We start from the raw sequence: 17,552 nt of genomic DNA on the forward strand, positions 1-17,552 counted from the left end.
AACGATGGCACCCGGGATGTCTCTTTGTGGGGGGCAAATCCCCATGAACCTTTTTCCGGGAAGTTCCGATGAAGAACCTGACGCGTGCGTTGGTGCTGTCGCTCTCACTCCTCGCTGTGTCGTGTGGTGACTCCAAGGAAGACGACAAAGACGGTGAGGGAGGAGGCGGCGGTGGAGGAGGCGGCAACGCGCTCCAGTGCTCCGCGGTGGGGTGGTGCACGACGTGGAGCGCGGACCCCAACGAGGTGACGAACGCACCGCCGCTGACGGGGGGCACCCTCCGGGAGGGCACCTACCGCGTCGAGCAGGGCAATGGCTACGACGCGGCGATGGTCCTCCGTGGCAGCTCCGTCATCCTCCTGGGGGGAAGCTGGAACAACTACCTGGGCACCTGGAAGGTGAGCAACGGGAAGCTGGAGCTGACCCGGGCTTCCTCGTGCGACGACTACAGTGAGGGGCCGCTGGACAACCTCGTCACCGAGGTCCATGCCTTCGCGGTCCGGGGCGACGAACTCTTCACCCAGGACCAGGACGACTCGCGGGGGACCATCCTCCGCTGGAAGCGGGTGAGTGACCTGTGTGAGGAGAGCGCCTCGTTCAAGTGCCGGGGTGGCCTCTGCTCCTGCGCCACGACGACGAACAGGCCCATGACGGGGCAGCAGAGCTGCAGCGGGTGAGCGCCGGGGCTCACTCGTAAGAACTCCTCCTCCGTGGCGTGAGTCCATGGACGCGCGCGGCCGGACTCCTCCGGCTGCGCGCTCCGGGGGCGGCGGTCGCTCTCAGGGCGCGTATCGCGCCAGGAACACCTTGAACTGAAGCGATACGAAGATCGGCTTCGGCGCGACCAGTCCTGCATTGGCGAGCATCGCGAACAGGGCGGCATCGGACTCGATGGGCCGTAGCGTCATGAAGCGCTCGCGCCGGCGCTCCAGTTCCTCTCGTGGGGTGCCATAGGCCCGCCATCGCCGGAGCTCCACGTTCAACAGCTCGGGGTCCATGCCGATGCGGCAGCCCACGACGAGAGGGGCTCCGGGCTTGAGCCGACGGGCGACTTCCCGGAGCAAATCGAGGCGGGCTGCTTCACCCTCCACGTGGTGGAGGACGCCCATCATCTGCGCGCCATCAAAGGGGGGGCCGGACGGGAGCGTGTGGAGCTCGCCGTGGTGCAGGTGCGTGCGCGAGAGGAGGCCCTCCGCCTCCAGGCGCTTTTGCGCGACGCCGAGCATGGCGTCGGAGGGGTCCACGCCCGTGAACCGCCAGCCGGGGACGTCGAAGCGGGTGTAGGGCATCAACTCCGCACCCGTGCCCACTCCCACGAAGAGCAGCGAGGCCGCGTCCTGGCCGTCGAGCTGGGCCGTCAGCGTGCTGACGCCGAGTTCATACAGGGCGTGGGTGCCCGCGAGCGCGACGGACGCCTGGGCGTCGTAGTGCGCGGCGCGGTCCGCGCCAAATCCTGGAACGATGTGGTGGGCGGGATGGTGGTGGTCGTGAGCCATGAGAGGTCCTCGGAAAGTCGTAGTCGGCTTCGAGAATGCGTTCCGGCTCGGGTGAATGGGAGGGCGGGGATTCAGGTGGGATCGGCGGAAGCACAGGTCCGTCCCACGGCTGCTATCCAAGCGAGTGAGGTCGGCGGCGCGTTTCACTTCGCAAGGGGTTCCCCCACGGTGAACGCGAGCCGCGCCAATTCGTAGCGGCTGTTCAGCTCCGGTAGGCTCACCCGTGATGGGGCAAGGATTGAAAGTCGCGTTCTCATGTAGAGGCCAGGGGTGGCTGGAGCTCTCGTTCGAGGTGCAGGGACGGCACGTCTCCTCGACCTTCTCCGATGTGCCGTTCGACTCGCTTCGGCACCTGGCGGAATCGCTTCTCGGCTTCTACGAGAACGGGCTCCCGGGCACGACGCAGTTGAATGGGGAACCGGAAGTAGACGAACTGCGCCTGGAGCCTGGTCCTGGCCTTCAGGCGGCCCTGCGGCTCGTGCGCTTGCCGGACCGGACGCGCATGCAGGACACCGAAGCGGAACGCTTCAGGATGGAAGCCCCGGCGCGAGACATCGTTCTTTCATTCTGGCGCGCGCTCCGCCGGCTCGAAGGGGAGTTCGCGGCGAACGGCACCACCATCTGGCGCTTCGAGTTCCCGCATCGTGCGGTATCCCGCCTTGGCGATGCCCTGAGGCAGTGACTCTGGCGTTCGATGGCGGAAACGCGAGCCGCGCCTGCCACCGCGGTCAGGCGTGTTGGCGCGCGCGAGCGCGGTAGGCGCGAGGTGAGAGACCGAACGCTCGCGTGAAGCTCGTCGTGAAGTGGGACAGGTCACCGAAGCCGGCATCCAGGGCGACATCGGTGATTCGCGCACGGCTGCCGCGCAGCGCCGAGGCCGCCATGCCCAGTCGCGTAGCGATGACGAGCTGGCGGGGCGTCTGTCCTGTCACTGCTCGGAACATGCGCAGGAAGTGAAAGCTCGTGAGCCCCGCGATATCCGCGAGCGTGTCCAGCGAGCAGTCCTCCATGAACTTTGATTCGAGATACCGCAGGACCCGGGCCACTCTGCGCGCCTGAAGGTCCGAGACCTCCACCCGTGTCTCCGTCGGGTTGCTTCCCAGCGTCACCCCCGCGTCCACCACCGCCAGTGCCGCTTCTCGCAGGTCCTCCACCTGGCCACTCTCGAGTGCTTGTCGCGCCAGGAGGACGGCGTTCACCGACGTGAGCGACGCCGGTGCGCAGACGCGCGCGAAGGGGCGCGTTCCCCGATTGGAACGCCCCAGCGAGCGGAGGGCATCGTCCAGCAGCGCGTCGGAGCACTCGATGACGAGCGAGCGGTCTCCTCCATCATCGACGTGCCGGAACTCATAGGGCGCCGACCGGTTCCCGAGCAGCAGCGCGCCCGGTCCCACCACCGCGGCCCCCTCGGGGCTCCGGACATGGAACACACCGGACAGCACGACACTGATGCAGACCTGTGCGTGCTCGCCGCCGAAGATGGGGCTGCGGGTGCCTGCTCGACAGACACAGTCACTGATGTCGAAGGCCTCGCCCGCGCTGAGCGCGTGATAGCCGGGGGCCCGCTCGGGAAGCACCGCAACATTCCCAAAGTTTCGCCTCATGGGCCGATGCTATCCCGACCGCCGTGGTGCTGAAGCAATGTCCAGGAGGAGCCGTACATGGCGGGGATGTCGTCGATGCGAGGCGTGCTCTTGATGATGACGCTCTGGGAGCTGGGTTGTGGCGCACACGGTGGACGGCCCGCGACGGCACTGGAGAATCACGGGGGCACCTGCACGCCCGAACTCTACGGCGCGGGGCTCTTCACCACCGGGGCCTGGGACTTCTTCATGGCCTTCTCTCCAGATCAGCGACGCGTGCTCTTTGGAAGGGCAGATGACCGTTTCCAACAATATACGCTCTACGAAACGCAGTTGACCGAAGAAGGGCACTGGTCCCGTCCGGTGCTCCCGCGCTTCGCCACCGAGTGGAGCAACGCGGACCCACACTTCTCGCCCGACGGGCGCACGGTGTACTTCATCTCCAACCGTCCCGAGCTTGGGGAGCAAGGCCCCCGAAGCTCGTATGACATCTGGGCCGCGTCGCTGGACGCCGACGGAGCATGGGAGGACGCGCGACGCCTTCCGGCCCCCGTCAACGACAAGCACCGCGACGAGTGGTCACCGGCCGTGGCCGCCAATGGCAATCTCTACTTCGGGGGTGAGCGAGACGGCACACTGGGTGGCAGCGACCTCTGGGTCTCCCGCTGGGTCGACGGCGCCTACCAGCCGCCAGAGAACCTGGGGCCCGGCATCAACTCGTCGGTCCATGAGCTCGAGCCGTGGATTGCTCCTGATGAGAGCTACCTCATCTTCAGTGCACTGCGGCGGGAAGATGGCCTGGGCGGATACGACTTGTTCCTCAGCCGAAAGGTGGATGGCGCATGGACGCCTGCACGCCGGCTCTGCGAGGGCATCAACACGCCCGCGAGCGACTACAACCACAGCGTCTCCCCCGACGGAAAGTGGCTCTACTTCAGCAGCACCCGCCCTTTCACGGGCGATGTGGGGGCACGTTTCGATGCGCCACGGGATGACAGCGCCGTCCAGGGCATTGGCCGCGGCACGGGGGACATGTACCGCATCCCCATGAGCGCGCTGGGGTTGTGAATCCGGCAGCGGAGGACGTCCTGGCCGACTGCGCGCGTGGCTTGGGCCGTTGAGCCGGTGCTTCCGTTGACCCCTCGTCAGCCTCATGCGAGAGGGGGGCGCATGTCCGACTGGAAGCGCCTACAGAAGCTCAACGGCGGCGACGCCATCTGGTACTCGGAGCCCCAGCTCGATGTGAAGGATGAGGTCTGGCTCTACTCGGCGGGAGGCGAGCTGCGAGTCTGGAGCGCGGGGACCCTCTACAAGCCGGAGCCCAAGACGCTGAAGGTGTCCGCTCCCGTGAAGGAGCGCTTCACGCTCTTCAAGTTGCTGTCCCAGCTCTTCGTCGACGTGGAGGTGCGCGGAGAGAAGGCCGTGGTCCGTCGAGGCACCCTGAACGGCGCCCACCTCATCTCCCTCTGCGACGCATCGGACGTTGGAATGGCGTGAAGGCGCTCAAGCCCAGGAAGACAGAGTCGAGCTGGGATTACTGCCTGCGTGTGTACGGCTCCATCACCTGGATTGTGGACAACGTGGTCGACAATGGCCTGCCCACGTTCCCGTGCGGAAACGTTTCGGGCGGGGGCTGGTGCTGCCTGGAGATCGCCGACGACGTCTATGACCTCGACGGCCTCGTCGCAGCGACTGGAAACGCGGATTTGGAGCGCCTCTCCGTGTTCCACGGCGGCTGGCACACCGGCAGGTCCTTCGCCTTTGACCTGCGCACGAAGACCCCGACGCGCGAACACGCCGTGGTCGGCTTCGATGAGAGCATCCAGAAGCTGCCCAGGATGACGAAGCCCGAGCGCATCCAGCCCTTCGGGTTCTGGCTCCACAAACGCGTGACGCAGTTGACGCGCATCGTGGAGGGCAACCTGCGCGAAGTGCTCTGAGTGAGCCGGCGAGGAGGGGCCGGCCTGGGGCTCACCCCTCCTTCACCCAGGCGCGGAGCTTCGGGCAGGGAATGGTCGTGGCGAGCGACTCTTCCATGCTGAGCTCATAAATCGAGATGGCGCCTGGCACGTCGTGGCCCGCGATGTCTCCGACCGCCTGCATGGCAGTGCCGATGCGTGGGTCGACGCGCGCGCCGTGCTCGGCGAGGAATCGTTTGATGGTGGCGCGCCACTCCACGCCTGCCTGAGGCTGCTGGGTGACTTTCAATGCGGAAAGGGCCTTGCAGAAGTCGCCGTAGAATTCACGCAACCGGGTGGCTGCCGCCGTCCGTTCCGCCTCCGTGGTCCGGAACCGCGCCCACAGTTCCACCTGCACCCGCTCGTCATGGTTCCCTGGAAAGGTTGGGAAGGACCAGGTCTTCACCCGCTCTTCCACGCAGCCTGTGTCGAGGAACAGCGACCGCACGCCCCATGCATCCGTATTCCTTTCTTCTTTCTGGACCTTGCCGTCTGGCGCCAGGGTGAATCGCACCCGAATGCGATCATCCGTGTCGGGTCCGGCCTTCCAGGGAACGAACTCAAACGAATGAGGGGCCTTGTCCTTTCCGCGCTGGATGGAGACCAGGCGCATGCAGGACGTGAGCGTCTGGCGTTGACTGTCGAAGGCGCGTCGCACGGCATCCGGTGACAGGCCCGGCGAGGTCTCCACCCGTTCCGCCGGGGAGACCTCCGCGGCCTGCGCGGTGAGGAGCGAAGACACGAGCGTGAGGAGCGAGGCGAGGCGGCGACAGTCAGGGAGGCTGGGCATGGCGCGGACGATAGCAAGGCGGGGCATGGCACCGACTATCGGACAGGCGCCTCATGCTTCCTCGCCGGAGGCGTGCACGGCGTATGGACCGGAGTGCGCTGCATCAGGCAGAAGCGCGAGGGCTTCAGCGCCTGCACCACCACGTGCCCGGAGCGCTCCATGCGCAGCGTGTCGCCGGGGTGCAGCACGTAGTCTTTCGCATCGCCCTCGCAGGTGAGCCACAGCATGCCTTCGCGACACGTCAGCGTTAGGGGATGGCCGCTCCGGGGGCGCTCGCTCCACAAGGCGCCCTGGGCCAGGTGCACCAAGCCCACGTTCCGCGCTGGCGCTGCTTCGAACCGCAGCCCGCTCACCACCGTCCTCATCCAGTCCCACATCACCGCGTCCTCCAGGGCGCCAACATGCGCCCCCGGGCGGTTGCGGAACAGATTCAGTCCGGCGAGATTGTGACCAGTACAGTTCTGTTCCACTAAACTGTGCCGGTCGCCGTCGACGGGAGCTGTATCTGGGCAATGGGCCTGTTCTCGTCTCCGATACCGGCCGTGGTGGATGCGGCTCACCTTGGGAGGAGCCATGGGCGCGGTGGCACACAAAGCAAAGCTCTACGAGCAGGTGGCCGAGCGGCTCGCGGATGCCATCTCCGCGGGCACCTTGCAGCCTGGAGACAGACTGCCGTCCGTGCGGCAGCTCAGCCTGCGCGAGCGGGTGAGCATCTCCACGGTCCTCCAGGCCTACCTGCACCTGGAGTCCCTGGGGCTCATCGAGACGCGCCCCCAGTCCGGCCACTACGTGCGCCGCCGTGAGCGGCCCCGGCTGGCGGAGCCCCAGGTGTCCCGGCCCGCGTCCAGCGCCACCGCTGTCACCGTCAGCGGGCTCGTCGCGAGCGTCTACCGGTCCATGGGGGATGCCCGCATGGTCAAGCTGGGCGCCGCCTCGCCCGCGCCGGAGCTGCTGCCCGTCCGCAGGCTGTACCGCGAGCTGAACGCGCTCAGCCGCGAATCGCGCGACCGGAGCATCCAGTACGACGCGCTGCCCGGGTGTCCGGAGCTGCGCCAGCAGCTCGCGCGCCGCTCCATGGACTGGGGCTGCTCGCTGGCCGCGGACGACTTCATCACCACCTTCGGCGCGTCCGAGGCCATCCACCTGTGCCTGCTCGCGGTGGCCCGCCCGGGAGACACCATCGCCATCGAGTCCCCCGCGTACTACGGAACGCTGCAGTCCATCGAAGCGCTGGGCCTGCGCGCGCTGGAGATTCCCTGCTGCCCGCGCAACGGCATGCAGATGGAGGCGCTGGAGGCGGCGCTGACGCGGCGGCGCATCGCCGCGGTGCTGGCGGTGCCCAGCTTCAGCAACCCGGTGGGGAGCTGCATGCCCGACGTGCGGCGCCAGCGCCTGGTGAACCTGCTGGATGCTCACGACGTGCCGCTCATCGAGGACGACATCTACGGCGACCTGCACTTCGGCGCCGAGCGTCCGCGCTCATGCAAGGCATTCGACACGCGCGGCAACGTGCTGCTGTGCAGCTCGTTCTCGAAGACGCTCGCGCCGGGCTTCCGCGTGGGCTACGTGGCGCCGGGCCGCTTCCGGGAGCGGGTGGAGTTGCTCAAGTTCTCCACGTCCGTGACGACCGCCACGGTGCCCCAGTATGCGATTGCGCGCTTCCTTCAGAATGGAGGCTATGACAGGCACCTGCGCTCCTTGCGCCGCCGGCTCGCCGCGCAGGTGGAGCGCATGGCCGAGGCCGTGGCGGAGTTCTTCCCCGAAGGCACGCGCGTGACGCGGCCCTCGGGCGGCGCGCTGCTCTGGGTGGAGCTGCCGCGGCAGGTGGACTCGCTGGCGTTGAGTGCGAAGGCCCTGGAGGCGGGCATCAGCATCGCCCCGGGGCCCATCTTCTCCGCGCGGATGGATTCCTATCGCCACTGCTTTCGGCTGAACTGTGGCCACCCGTGGACGCCGCGCATCGAGGCGGCCATGTCCACGCTGGGGGCGCTGGCGCGCAGCCTGACCTGACGTCGGGCTCAGCGCGCGAACAGCAGCCCCGCGCCTTCTCGGGCCGCCCGGTCCACGGCGCGGGAGATGGCCTCAATCGCCGGGGCGGGGGCTGCTGCCCGTCCGGTCCGTGTCAGCTTCAGGCGGAGCGACGTCATGAAGCGGGCCCAGTTGTTCATGGGCATGTAGTCAGGGGCCCCGCTCAGGTGCTGGCGCAGGTCGTCGCGCACGTGCCGGACCTCCGCGGCCGTCCAGTAGCCCATGGAGGGGAAGTTGCGTCGCAGGCCAATGCCCTCCGCCACGGTCCGGTCCGGCGCCCGGCCCCAGACGAGGTGACGCCACAGCTCGAACGTCCGCTTGGGACAGTTCTCTCCGATGACGACGTCCGAGGCGCGGACTTGCTTGTCGGTAGGCTTGAGGTCCGTCGCCAGCTCCATGCCCTCTGGAATGCCCAGTTCCTCGCGGGTGAAGTAGTCGGACAGCTCATCGAGCAGGTCCAGCATCGCGTCCGCGTGGCGGGTGGGGGGCTTGCTCAGGGACTCGGCGCCCTGCTGGAGCAGGTGGTCCACGAGGCCGAGGAGGGCCATCAGCTCCTCGTCCGACTCAATGTCGGCCAGGTCCTCCGCGTTCAGGTGCTCTGTGTTCTCCCGCCAGAGCCAGTCGCGGAAGGCCGCGAGCCGCGCCGGCGTCAGCAGGGGGACGAGTCCGTCGGGCGGGGTCAGGTAGATGAAGACAGGGGCGCTCATGAGCCCTGTCTACTCCGATGAGCCACCCCATTACATCGGAGCACAGCGCAATCCGTTCTCGGAGAGGGGCCAGTGGGGCCTGCTTTGCTTCTATCCGTCCTGTTGGGACGGCGGTGTCCGGCGGTGGCACGCCTCACACGCGGATGGGGGGTTCGATGAGTACGGGCGCGGTGGCCTTCGGGTCATTCGGGTCGAACGCGGGCGCGTAGGGACCGGCGTGGGTCTCCTTCCACTTGCGGGGCACTCGCTCGATGCCCACCGGGAAGACGGTGAGCCGTCCGTCTTCACCAATGCGCATGCGGAGGAAGTTCTTCCAGTCCGGAAGCGCCAGCGAGATGAAGGCCTCGTTGGAGTGCGCGCCGAAGCGATTTACGCTCAGCCACAGGTACAGGCCCATGACGAAGGGCCCCACCAGGAAGCCGCCCAGGAAGGTGAAGCCCGAGGACAGCAGGAACTTGCCCGCCAGGTGCCACCAGCCCGCCTCGCAGTGGATGCCGTCCGCGGCGAGCTCGGGGCACACACCCAGGCCGCTCACCGTGAAGTAGGTGGCGCCCCAGGCCACGAAGAAGGCCGCGGCGATGTGTCCGAGCCCATGGAGCGTGCCCGCGAGCGTGCGCCACTTGCCGAAGGCCGAGTCCGCCAGCCCGATGAGCCCGCCGATGGTGGCCATGCCCAGCACCAGCGTCCACGGCCGGGCCACCATGCTGTTGGCCACCGCCAGGATGACGTCTGAAAGCTGCGATATTCCGAACGAGCCCACCTCCGCGTAGGCCGCCAGTGCCAGCAGCAGGTACAGCATGCCGGTCATCAATCCGAACAGAGGACTGTGGCGAATGAGGAGCAGGTTCTGCCGGGCCAGCTTCCGGGACGTCCGTTCGTCCGGGAAGCTCTTCTGCAATGTGTAGCCGTCCCGCAGGACGTGGGCGGAGGGCGCGTGCGTGGGGTGGAGGAAGGCCCCGCCACCGCCCGCGGTGATTTTCTGCCGCCCGCCGGCGTCCTCGTGCCGCCGGTAGTGGTGCAGGTCCCCGGCGAGGAAGACGTTGATGCGCCGGCCGAACACCTTCTCCTGGAGGTACTCCAGGTTGTTCTCCAGGTAGCTGCCCTTGCGCCGCTCGGTGGCGGCCAGAATCCACGCGGGCTCCGCGTTGCAGAGGATGATGCGGTCGTCGGGGCCCATGTGGCTGGCCACTTCGCGGAAGTACTCCACCTGCGGCACGTCGATGTCGCTGTTGAGCTGCACGTCCGTGCCGATGAGCCACCAGCGCTGGGGCAGCTTCAGCGCGAAGTAGCTGCGGCTCTGCCGCGTGCGCCGGCCAGCAATCCACCGGTTCGCGCAGAACAGCCGCAGGAAGGCGCCGAGCCCGTCGTACCAGTCATGGTTGCCCGGAATGACGAACAGGTCCGGGCTGGGCGCATGCGAGCGCCGCATGGCCGCCTCATAGGGCTGGACGAGCCGCTCGTCGTACACCTCGCGGCTGGCGCCGGGGTACACGCCGTCACCGCCATGGACGAGCAGCCGTCCTCGCTGTGTGGCGTGGGAGTCCGCGTGGGGCTGGCCCTGCACGGACAGCGTCAGCTCCGGCAGCGCCAGCAGCCGCGCCACCGCGTAGGTGGAGTTCCAGCCGTCGCCGGTGTCCGACACATAGTCCAGCCAGAAGCCGCCCTCCGGCATCGGCTCCTGCGAGTAGTCGAAGTAGGGCACCTGCGGCCGCACCACCGCTTCGATGAGCCGTTGGTCCGCGCGCGCGCCGAAGACGGCCGCAACCACCGCGTCCAGGCCCGTGCGCAGCAACTGCGCGGGATGAAGCCAGCGCACCATGTCCGCCTGCTTCCGGGGATGCGCCGCCATGCTCTGGTCCGACACCGGCAGGCCCTCGCGCGGGGACAAAGCGTAGGGACGCAGGTCCTCGGCGGGGGTGTCCTCTCGTGGCGGCTTCAGCGGCTCCAGCGGCTCACGCTCAGCGGCCATGAGCGGGCTGCTCCAGGAAGAGGCCGGAAAGGACGGTGAAGCCGAGCCCGGGGGCCGCGGGCGAGGACGTGTGGAATCGTGAACGCATGGCAGTCCTGGATTACCACGGCCGTGGCCCTCGCCTGGAGGCCAGGCGGGCGCGGTTCGCGGTTCCCTGGGGCCGCCGGGTGGGGCACCCTGAGGACATGCCGGACTCGCCGCTCAAGGATTTCCCGGTGGTCGTCTCCTTCCCCCTCCACTGGGGGGAGATGGACGCCTTCGGCCACGCCAACAACACGCGCACGTTCACCTGGTTCGAGACCGCCCGCATCCACTACTTCGCGCGCATCGGTCTGACAGGGCCGTCCGGCGCGGGGGACGAGCGGACGAACCGCGACGGCGTGGGGCCCATCCTGAAGGCCACCAACGCGGAGTACCTGCGTCCCATCCTCTTCCCCACGCGCCTGGTGGCGGGTTGCCGCGCCACCCGCATCGGAACGTCGTCCTTCACCCTGGAGCACGCGGTGGCCGGAGAGGACGACGGCGTCCTCTACACCCGGGGTAGCTGCGTCATCGTCACCCTGCGCTACGCCACCCACGAGAAGGTCCCCGTGCCGGCGGAGCTCCGCGCGGCGATTGAGGCGCTCGAGGGGCGCTCCTTCAGCTCGTGAGTGAACGGCGGTTTTCGCACGGCGCGCCGTCCATGAGCGACCTGGCGCTGGGGTTCTACGAGGGCATGGCGGAGGAATACCACCTGCTCTTCGCCAATTGGCCGCAGGTGGTGGAGCGGCAGGGCGCCATGCTGGACGCGCTGCTGCGCCGCTGCGAGGCGCCGCCGCCCCGGCGTGTGCTGGACTGCGCGTGTGGCATCGGCACCCAGGCGCTGGGACTGGCGGGTCGTGGCTACACCGTCCATGCCACCGATTTGAGCCCGGCCGCCGTGGCACGTGCCGAGCGCGAGGCTCGCGCGATGAACGTGCACCTCACCACGGGCGTGGCGGACATGCGCACGCTGGACGCGCAGGTGGAGGGCACCTTCCCGGTGGTGCTGGCGCTGGACAACGCGGTGACGCATCTGCTGACGGACGAGGACCTGGACGCGGCGGCGCGCGCCATGGCGTCGAAGCTGGCTTCCGGTGGGCTGGTGGCGCTGAGCGTGCGCGACGCCGACGCGCTGGTGCAGAGCCAGCCCCGCTTCACCTCGGAGCGGCTCTTGGATGCGCCCGAGGGCCGCCGCATCCTCTTTCAAATCTGGGACTGGGCCGCGGACGGACGGACGTACACGGTGCACCAGTTCATCCTCCGCCCCGAGGGCAAGGGCTGGCACACCACCGAGCACACGGGCGTGTACCGCGCGCTTCAGCGCGTGGACCTGGAGCGGGCGCTCACGCGCGCGGGGCTGATGGATACGCGCTGGCACACGCCGGAGGAGACGGGCTTCCATCAGCCCATCCTCACGGCGCGGCGGGCCTGAGTTTCGGGTGAGGGCGGGCCCCTACTCGATGCGGCACGCCTCGCTGAAGTCCAGGCGCGGGTTGCGCGGGAAGAGCTTCTCCGCGTCGCCGTAGCCGAGGTTGATGAGGAAGTTGGACTTCCACTTCCCCTCCGGGAAGAACGCCGCGTCCACCTTCGCGTTGTCGAAGCCCGCCATGGGGCCGCAGTCCAGGCCCAGCGCCCGCGCGGCGAGGATGAAGTAGCCCCCCTGCAGCGAGCTGTTCATGTAGGCCGTCTTCTCGCGGGCCTCCGCGGGCATGGCGAGGAAGCCCGCCTTCATGTCGCGCAAGGGGAAGAGCTGGGGAAACTTTTCGTAGAACGCGGTGTCGTACGCGATGATGGCCGTCACCGGCGCGTTCATCGTCTTGTCCACGTTGCCAGGGGACAGGGTGGGCTTGAGCCGCTCCTTCGCCTCGCGGCTCTTCACGAAGACGATGCGCACCGGCTGCGAGTTGGCCGCCGTGGGCGCCATCCGGGTGAGCGCGTAGAGCTGCTGGAGGACGTCGTCCGCCACCGGCTTGTCGAGCCACGCGTTGTGGGTGCGGGCGTCGAGAAAGAGCTGGTTGAGGGCGTTGGCGTCGAGGCCTGCCTGCTGCGTTGCCATGGGCGAGTCCCTTCCTGGAGTGATTCGGCGCGTGAGCTTCATGGGCCACCGCCACGGTTCTTCAGGTAATGGGCTCGCTTTTAATCTGCAAGTGACTTCCAAAAAGTAAGTAGCTTGGGACTTCCGTGCCGGTGGCGGGGCGGCTCGCTATATTCGAGGGAGGAGGCGCCAATGGAGCATCCGCTGACACGGTGTGCGCGGTTCGAGAAGGCCAGTGAGCTGATGGGGAAGCGCTGGACGGGCCTCATCCTGCGCATCCTTCTCGCGGGGCCCCGGCGCTTCGGCGAGCTGACGGACGCGATTGGCAGCATCAGCGAGCGCGTCCTGTCGGAGCGGCTCAAGGAACTGGAGGCGGAGGGCGTGGTGTCGCGTCACGTGGACGCGGGGCCTCCCATCCGCGTGGCGTACCAGCTCACGGAGAAGGGACAGGCGCTGTGGAAGGTCGTGGATGAGCTGGCGCGGTGGGCGGAGCGCTGGGTGGACATGAAGCCCTCCGCCGCTCGCAAGCGCAAGTCCGCGTGAGGTTCAGGCGCCGCCGCGCTTCGCGTCCGCTGGGGCGTTGGGGTGGCGGGCCAGCAGCATGCGCAGTTGGGGCTGACGCCGCACCGCTTCCTGCTTCAGCAAGTGCGCGATGAGGGCCGGCGGGGCCGCGCTCCAGCGGGCGATGTTCTGGATGAGCATGGGCGAACGGTAGGTGCGTCCGCACAGCAGCGACGCTGTCTTCCCATCCACCGGCAGGCCGATGAGCGCCGCCAGGGCACGGCCTTCCGTGTTGAGGATGAGCTCCACCTTCTCCTCCGCGGGGCCGCTGGCGAAGCGCTGGCGGAGCACCTCGCGCGCCGCGCGCCGCGTGGATTCCGGCACGTCGCGGTCATTGCCCACCTTGTGCAGCTCCATGAGCCGGCGTGCGCTCCACAGCCGCCGGAAGAGGCTGGCGGGGAGCTGCGGGTTGCGCACGAGCCAGCGCCGCACCCCTGTGTCCACCGCGAAGGCCGCCCGGGCGCACAGTGCCTCCAGGCCGACGGGGTTGCGGTGGTAGCGCGCCACGAGCCGCGCATGGGGCAGACCCGTGCGCGCGTTCTCCAGCACGGCCTTGATGACGGCGGGCACCGGGTCGAAGCATAGCGCGGAGAGGATGGGGTCCTCCGCCGCGTGGGCATGGGCGATGCGCTGGTCCTCGGGGAGCGGGTGCAGCCGCAGTTCGAAGAGCTGGCGGTAGTTGCCCAGGGCGGCTTCGGGCTCGTCTTCGGAGGACGGCTCGGCGTCCTGCGCGGTGTCGGGGGCGGGCGCGGCCTCCAGCGGTGTCAGGTCGAGCACGGGGAGGTCTGCTTCGGGCGCGGCGTCCAGCGGCGTCAGGTCGAGCACGGGGAGGTCTGCTTCGGGCTCGGGGGCCGCGGGGGACGTCCGTCGCTGGGGCTCGAAGGCCACTGGCGGAGCGGCGACAGGTGCCGCCGGGCTCGCGGTGGGCGTGGGCAGCAGCGCGCCCTGGGTGATGAGCCGGGAGAGGATGGTCCGCAGCCGCTCGGGGGGCAGGCCCGTCAGCGCGGGCAGGTTCCGGGCCGAGGTGGCGCCGTCCAGGCGGGAGAGCACGAAGCCCTCCTCTGGGCTGAGGGCCAGCGTCCGCAGGTCGACCGCGGGGTTCGGCTTGGGCATCCACTCCGTCATGGCTCCAGAGTCTTTCATGACCTGGAGGCGTCCGGCAGGCCCGCGCCGAGGAGGTGGCACCGGGCTGGAAAACATGACGGATGCTGGACGGCCTGCCCGGCTGGTAGGCGTGCGGGGGGTACCCTTGCCTGTCCATGCCTACACGCTCTGCGTCGAGCCGGGTTGACGGGAGGGCGCCCAGGGGCCCTAACTTCCCACCATGTCCGACCGCATCGAGACCTATGCCGAGTTCTGGCCGTTCTACCTGCGGGAGCACGCGCTGCCGTCCACGCGCTGGCTTCACTTCACGGGCACCTCCCTGGGACTGGGGCTGGGCGTGACGGCCGTCGCCACGGGCCGCGGCGCGCTGGTGCCGGCCGCGCTCGTCGCCGCCTACGGCTTCGCGTGGTTCAGCCACTTCGTCATCGAGCGGAACAAGCCGGCGTCGTTCAAGTACCCGTTCTGGTCGTTCATCTCCGATTTCCGCATGGCGGGGCTGATGGCCATTGGGCGGCTGGCTCCGCACCTGGAGCGTGCCCGGGCGGGCGGCGTGGGCTCGGGTGAAGTGGCCCGCGCGGTGCCCGCGACGCAGCAGGTCCGCTAGGGCAGACACGCCTCCTCGTAGCCCCAACGCTCCTCGTCTTCACCTTCGTCGAGGAGCGGCTTCAAGGAGTCGAGTGGGACCGTGGGCGGCACGTCCACGGAGATGAGCCCGGGGACATGGCTCCGCTCGACAGCGCAGCCGTGCTTCTCCAGGAGCTCCTTGACGGAGGGCACATCCTCCTCGTCGTGGACGATGAGGCGCAGGGTGGCATGGCCCGAAGGACGGACGACCTTCTGGAACCGAAGCTCTCCATCCACGTCCTTGGCCGAGACGACGTCTTCGCAGGCAACGCCCTTCGCGAAGAAGGGGACGTTGTCGAGTTGGAACAACCCCTTCCCCAGGGGAAGCGCCCAGAGTCCCTCGGAGTCCGCGGGGGGGAGTCGTCCTCGTCCTTCTCCAACTCGAAGATGACCTTGACCCGGTCATCACGCTTCGCGGTGCTCATTTCGATTTCCCGTCGCAAGAGTGCTTGTTGCCCTTCTTGAGGTTGCGCTTCCGGCAGAGAAGCTGTCCATTGTCCACATCGCCTGCGCCGCCCTTCGACTTGGCGAGCTTGTGGTCGACATGGGCCTCGTTCGACGGCGGGACTTCAGTCTCGCGTCTTCCACTTCGAGAACATCATGGACCTGCACCCGACCTGCTACACGCACTTCGGGCTGGTGCTGGAGAAGCCCGCGAAGGTGTGACGTGCGGGGCGCTGGGGGTTGCCCCCGGCGACCGTGCGGCCTGTCCTGGTCAACATCCGCGCTCCGGGGGCTACAGGGAGTAGCCACGCGGAACGTGGCCGACCTATACATCCCAGCCATGGGACGCATTTTCGAGACACGCAAGGCCACGATGATGGCCCGCTGGAACAAGATGGCGAAGGTGTTCACGCGGATCAGCAAGGACATCGCCATCGCGGTGAAGGCGGGTGGGCCCAATCCCGATTCGAACTCCACGCTGCGCCGGGTGCTCCAGAACGCCCGCGCCGCGAACATGCCGAAGGACAAGGTCGACGCGGCCATCAAGCGCGCGAGCGGCCAGTCTGCGACCGACTACGAAATCGTACTCTACGAAGGCTACGCGCCCCATGGCATCGCGCTGCTGGTGGAGACGGCGACGGACAACGTCGTGCGCACCGTGGCCAACGTGCGCATGCACTTCAACAAGCACAGCGGGAACCTGGGCACCGCGGGCAGCGTGGCCTTCATGTTCCAGCGGATGGGCGTGTTCCGGTTGAACCCGGAGGGCTTGGACCTGGACTCGCTGGAGCTGGAGCTCATCGACCACGGCCTCCAGGAGATGGGTGAGGGCGTGGGAGAGAAGGGCGAGAAGCAGATCATCATCCGCTCCGCCTTCGCCGACTTCGGCCAGCTCCAGGCCGCCATCGAGGCCAAGGGCCTGGTGCCCGTCTCGGCGGACTCCGAATACGTGGCGCTGAACCCCATCGAGCTGCCCGAGGACAAGGCCACCGAGGTGCTGGAGCTCGTGGACGCGCTGGAGCAGGACGACGACGTCCAGCGCGTGTTCCACAACCTGGCGTAAGGCAGGTGGCCGGGCCGGCCCTCGAATCAGGGCCGGTCCAGCCGGCGAGCGTCAGCCGAGTCTGGCGCGGAAGCCGATGGGGCCCTCGCCGTTGTAGATCATGGTGCCAGCCAGCGTCTTGCCGCCGTCGCTGGACGCGACGTTGAGGGCGACGACGTTCTGGCCGTTGCGGGCGCCAATCATCCAGAAGCCACCCGGGTTCCAGGGCGCGGTGCTGCCGCCCCACTGGTTCTCCACGGTGTAGGTGTCCGGCGAGGTCAACGTGCCCCGGAAGCCAATGGGGCCCTCGCCGTTGTACGTCATGGTGCCCGAGAGCGTCTTGCCTCCGTCGTTGGACTTTGCGTCGACGTTGATGACGTTCTGTTTGCCGCGAGTGCCCAGCACCCAGACCCCGCCAGAATGCCAGGGCGCGGCGCTGCCGCCCCACTGGTTCTCCACCGAGTAGGTGTCGCCATCAGTCACCTCGCTCTTGAATCCGATGGGGCCCTCTCCGTTGTAGGTCGTGGTGCCGGTGAGTGTCTTGCCTCCGTCGTTGGACTTGATGCTGACGGCCACGATGTTCTGCTTGTCCCGGGCGCCGAGCACCCACACGCCGCCGGGCTGCCAGGGCGCGGAGGTGCCACCCCACTGGTTCTCCACCGTGTAGTTGTTGGCACTGGACAGCGTGCCGCGGAAGCCAATGGGGCCTTCGCCGTTGTACGTCATGGTGCCCTTCAGGGTCTTACCGCCGTCGTCGGACTTGATGTCGAGGGCCACCACGTTCTGCTTGTCCCGGGCACCGATGAGCCAGAGCCCACCCGGGTTCCAGGTCGCTTGCGAACCACCCCACTGATTCTGAACGAGATACGCAGCCATTCGTGACGTCCTTTGAGTCGAGGTTGGACTGACGCAACTGCGGGCTGGAGCCTGGACGGGGGTCGGCGGCTCCGCGCAGCCGCGAAGCAGATGGCGTGCCATTCGTCGTGAGAGGGACTTCCTCCTCTGTGAGGTGCTTGCGGGGTTGATGTGTTTGTCTTTGTTTGCGTCCAGCGCAGACGCAGACGCGTTGGGTAGGACGCGGACTGTGTATGGATTGGCTGCTAGGACTCTTGGGCGATGCCCCGCAGGGCTGGGTGGCCACCGCCCGTGTCATGGGGGCCTCCGGGGTGTCCTCTGACTACCTGGTGAGC

At 68.1% G+C, this 17,552-nt stretch carries 21 protein-coding genes and 1 pseudogene; 11 read left to right on the forward strand and 11 right to left on the reverse strand.

Translation table 11 applies throughout. The annotated features are described in order from the left end of the window. Positions 1-68: 68 nt before the first annotated feature. Positions 69-677: a hypothetical protein gene (locus FMQ63_RS06290; protein WP_011557000.1), complete on the forward strand. Its 609-nt coding sequence runs from the start codon at positions 69-71 to the stop codon at positions 675-677. A gap of 102 nt (positions 678-779) precedes the next feature. Here FMQ63_RS06290 and FMQ63_RS06295 read toward each other — a convergent pair whose 3' ends face one another. Further along, complete coding sequence (locus FMQ63_RS06295) at positions 780-1,496, reverse strand: class I SAM-dependent methyltransferase (RefSeq protein WP_026114092.1); 717 nt, start codon at positions 1,494-1,496, stop codon at positions 780-782. Positions 1,497-1,722: 226 nt separating this feature from the next. Here FMQ63_RS06295 and FMQ63_RS06300 point away from each other — a divergent pair, with 226 nt between their 5' ends. Next, complete coding sequence (locus FMQ63_RS06300; RefSeq protein WP_228556371.1) at positions 1,723-2,178, forward strand: hypothetical protein; 456 nt, start codon at positions 1,723-1,725, stop codon at positions 2,176-2,178. 46 nt (positions 2,179-2,224) lie between these two features. Here FMQ63_RS06300 and FMQ63_RS06305 read toward each other — a convergent pair whose 3' ends face one another. Next, positions 2,225-3,100: an AraC family transcriptional regulator gene (locus FMQ63_RS06305; protein WP_011556997.1), complete on the reverse strand. Its 876-nt coding sequence runs from the start codon at positions 3,098-3,100 to the stop codon at positions 2,225-2,227. A 57-nt stretch (positions 3,101-3,157) separates the two neighbouring features. On the opposite strand from FMQ63_RS06305, the gene FMQ63_RS06310 reads away from it, so the two are divergent. From FMQ63_RS06310 to FMQ63_RS06320, 3 genes are all read left to right on the forward strand, one after another. Next, complete coding sequence (locus FMQ63_RS06310) at positions 3,158-4,147, forward strand: PD40 domain-containing protein (protein WP_011556996.1); 990 nt, start codon at positions 3,158-3,160, stop codon at positions 4,145-4,147. A gap of 102 nt (positions 4,148-4,249) precedes the next feature. Next, positions 4,250-4,576, forward strand: coding sequence for a hypothetical protein (locus FMQ63_RS06315; protein WP_020478079.1), 327 nt, complete (start codon positions 4,250-4,252; stop codon positions 4,574-4,576). Continuing rightward, a complete protein-coding gene (locus tag FMQ63_RS06320; RefSeq protein WP_011556994.1) occupies positions 4,573-5,019 on the forward strand; it encodes a hypothetical protein in 447 nt (148 codons plus the stop codon). The genes FMQ63_RS06315 and FMQ63_RS06320 overlap by 4 nt, the downstream gene beginning before the upstream one ends. Positions 5,020-5,050: 31 nt before the next feature. Here FMQ63_RS06320 and FMQ63_RS06325 read toward each other — a convergent pair whose 3' ends face one another. Both FMQ63_RS06325 and FMQ63_RS06330 read right to left on the reverse strand, forming a co-directional pair. Next, positions 5,051-5,650, reverse strand: a complete 600-nt coding sequence (locus FMQ63_RS06325) for a hypothetical protein (RefSeq protein WP_228556368.1) — start codon at positions 5,648-5,650, stop codon at positions 5,051-5,053. 212 nt (positions 5,651-5,862) lie between these two features. Next, complete coding sequence (locus tag FMQ63_RS06330; protein WP_216608628.1) at positions 5,863-6,204, reverse strand: DUF2917 domain-containing protein; 342 nt, start codon at positions 6,202-6,204, stop codon at positions 5,863-5,865. A 196-nt stretch (positions 6,205-6,400) separates the two neighbouring features. Between FMQ63_RS06330 and FMQ63_RS06335 the strand changes: the two genes are divergently transcribed. Continuing rightward, positions 6,401-7,837: a PLP-dependent aminotransferase family protein gene (locus FMQ63_RS06335; RefSeq protein WP_026114091.1), complete on the forward strand. Its 1,437-nt coding sequence runs from the start codon at positions 6,401-6,403 to the stop codon at positions 7,835-7,837. Positions 7,838-7,845: 8 nt separating this feature from the next. On the opposite strand, the gene FMQ63_RS06340 is transcribed toward FMQ63_RS06335, so the two are convergent. After that, on the reverse strand, positions 7,846-8,562 hold the full coding sequence (locus tag FMQ63_RS06340; RefSeq protein WP_011556990.1) for a hypothetical protein: 717 nt from the start codon (positions 8,560-8,562) through the stop codon (positions 7,846-7,848). A gap of 133 nt (positions 8,563-8,695) precedes the next feature. Next, positions 8,696-10,531: a metallophosphoesterase gene (locus FMQ63_RS06345; RefSeq protein ID WP_011556989.1), complete on the reverse strand. Its 1,836-nt coding sequence runs from the start codon at positions 10,529-10,531 to the stop codon at positions 8,696-8,698. A gap of 86 nt (positions 10,532-10,617) precedes the next feature. Between FMQ63_RS06345 and FMQ63_RS06350 the strand changes: the two genes are divergently transcribed. Together FMQ63_RS06350 and FMQ63_RS06355 are read left to right on the forward strand one after the other, a co-directional pair. Next, the gene (locus FMQ63_RS06350) at positions 10,618-11,181 is read left to right on the forward strand and encodes a thioesterase family protein (protein ID WP_020478080.1); all 564 of its coding nucleotides are present in this window, start codon (positions 10,618-10,620) and stop codon (positions 11,179-11,181) included. Positions 11,182-11,213: 32 nt separating this feature from the next. Next, positions 11,214-11,984 (forward strand): bifunctional 2-polyprenyl-6-hydroxyphenol methylase/3-demethylubiquinol 3-O-methyltransferase UbiG, encoded by a 771-nt coding sequence (locus FMQ63_RS06355; RefSeq protein WP_026114090.1) that lies wholly within the window; start codon positions 11,214-11,216, stop codon positions 11,982-11,984. Between the two features lie 21 nt (positions 11,985-12,005). Here the strand turns inward: FMQ63_RS06355 and FMQ63_RS06360 are convergent, their stop codons facing one another. Then, positions 12,006-12,608, reverse strand: a complete 603-nt coding sequence (locus FMQ63_RS06360) for a malonic semialdehyde reductase (RefSeq protein ID WP_011556986.1) — start codon at positions 12,606-12,608, stop codon at positions 12,006-12,008. A 171-nt stretch (positions 12,609-12,779) separates the two neighbouring features. On the opposite strand from FMQ63_RS06360, the gene FMQ63_RS06365 reads away from it, so the two are divergent. Further along, positions 12,780-13,130 (forward strand): helix-turn-helix domain-containing protein, encoded by a 351-nt coding sequence (locus FMQ63_RS06365; protein ID WP_011556985.1) that lies wholly within the window; start codon positions 12,780-12,782, stop codon positions 13,128-13,130. A gap of 3 nt (positions 13,131-13,133) precedes the next feature. On the opposite strand, the gene FMQ63_RS06370 is transcribed toward FMQ63_RS06365, so the two are convergent. Then, positions 13,134-14,291, reverse strand: coding sequence for a hypothetical protein (locus FMQ63_RS06370; RefSeq protein ID WP_225909616.1), 1,158 nt, complete (start codon positions 14,289-14,291; stop codon positions 13,134-13,136). A gap of 181 nt (positions 14,292-14,472) precedes the next feature. On the opposite strand from FMQ63_RS06370, the gene FMQ63_RS06375 reads away from it, so the two are divergent. After that, positions 14,473-14,856, forward strand: a complete 384-nt coding sequence (locus FMQ63_RS06375) for a DUF962 domain-containing protein (protein ID WP_011556983.1) — start codon at positions 14,473-14,475, stop codon at positions 14,854-14,856. On the opposite strand, the gene FMQ63_RS06380 is transcribed toward FMQ63_RS06375, so the two are convergent. Both FMQ63_RS06380 and FMQ63_RS38660 read right to left on the reverse strand, forming a co-directional pair. Continuing rightward, a complete protein-coding gene (locus FMQ63_RS06380) occupies positions 14,853-15,185 on the reverse strand; it encodes a DUF4265 domain-containing protein (protein WP_011556982.1) in 333 nt (110 codons plus the stop codon). The genes FMQ63_RS06375 and FMQ63_RS06380 overlap by 4 nt on opposite strands. 112 nt (positions 15,186-15,297) lie before the next feature. Continuing rightward, positions 15,298-15,414: pseudogene (locus FMQ63_RS38660) on the reverse strand (HNH endonuclease); the annotation flags it as partial. A 246-nt stretch (positions 15,415-15,660) separates the two neighbouring features. Here FMQ63_RS38660 and FMQ63_RS06390 point away from each other — a divergent pair. Beyond that, the gene (locus FMQ63_RS06390; protein WP_011556981.1) at positions 15,661-16,383 is read left to right on the forward strand and encodes a YebC/PmpR family DNA-binding transcriptional regulator; all 723 of its coding nucleotides are present in this window, start codon (positions 15,661-15,663) and stop codon (positions 16,381-16,383) included. A 51-nt stretch (positions 16,384-16,434) separates the two neighbouring features. Here FMQ63_RS06390 and FMQ63_RS06395 read toward each other — a convergent pair whose 3' ends face one another. Then, a complete protein-coding gene (locus FMQ63_RS06395; RefSeq protein ID WP_011556980.1) occupies positions 16,435-17,238 on the reverse strand; it encodes a hemagglutinin in 804 nt (267 codons plus the stop codon). Positions 17,239-17,552: the final 314 nt, after the last annotated feature.

The sequence above is a fragment of the Myxococcus sp. CA005 genome, assembly GCF_006518205.1.
GTDB classification, from domain to species: Bacteria; Myxococcota; Myxococcia; order Myxococcales; family Myxococcaceae; genus Myxococcus; species Myxococcus xanthus.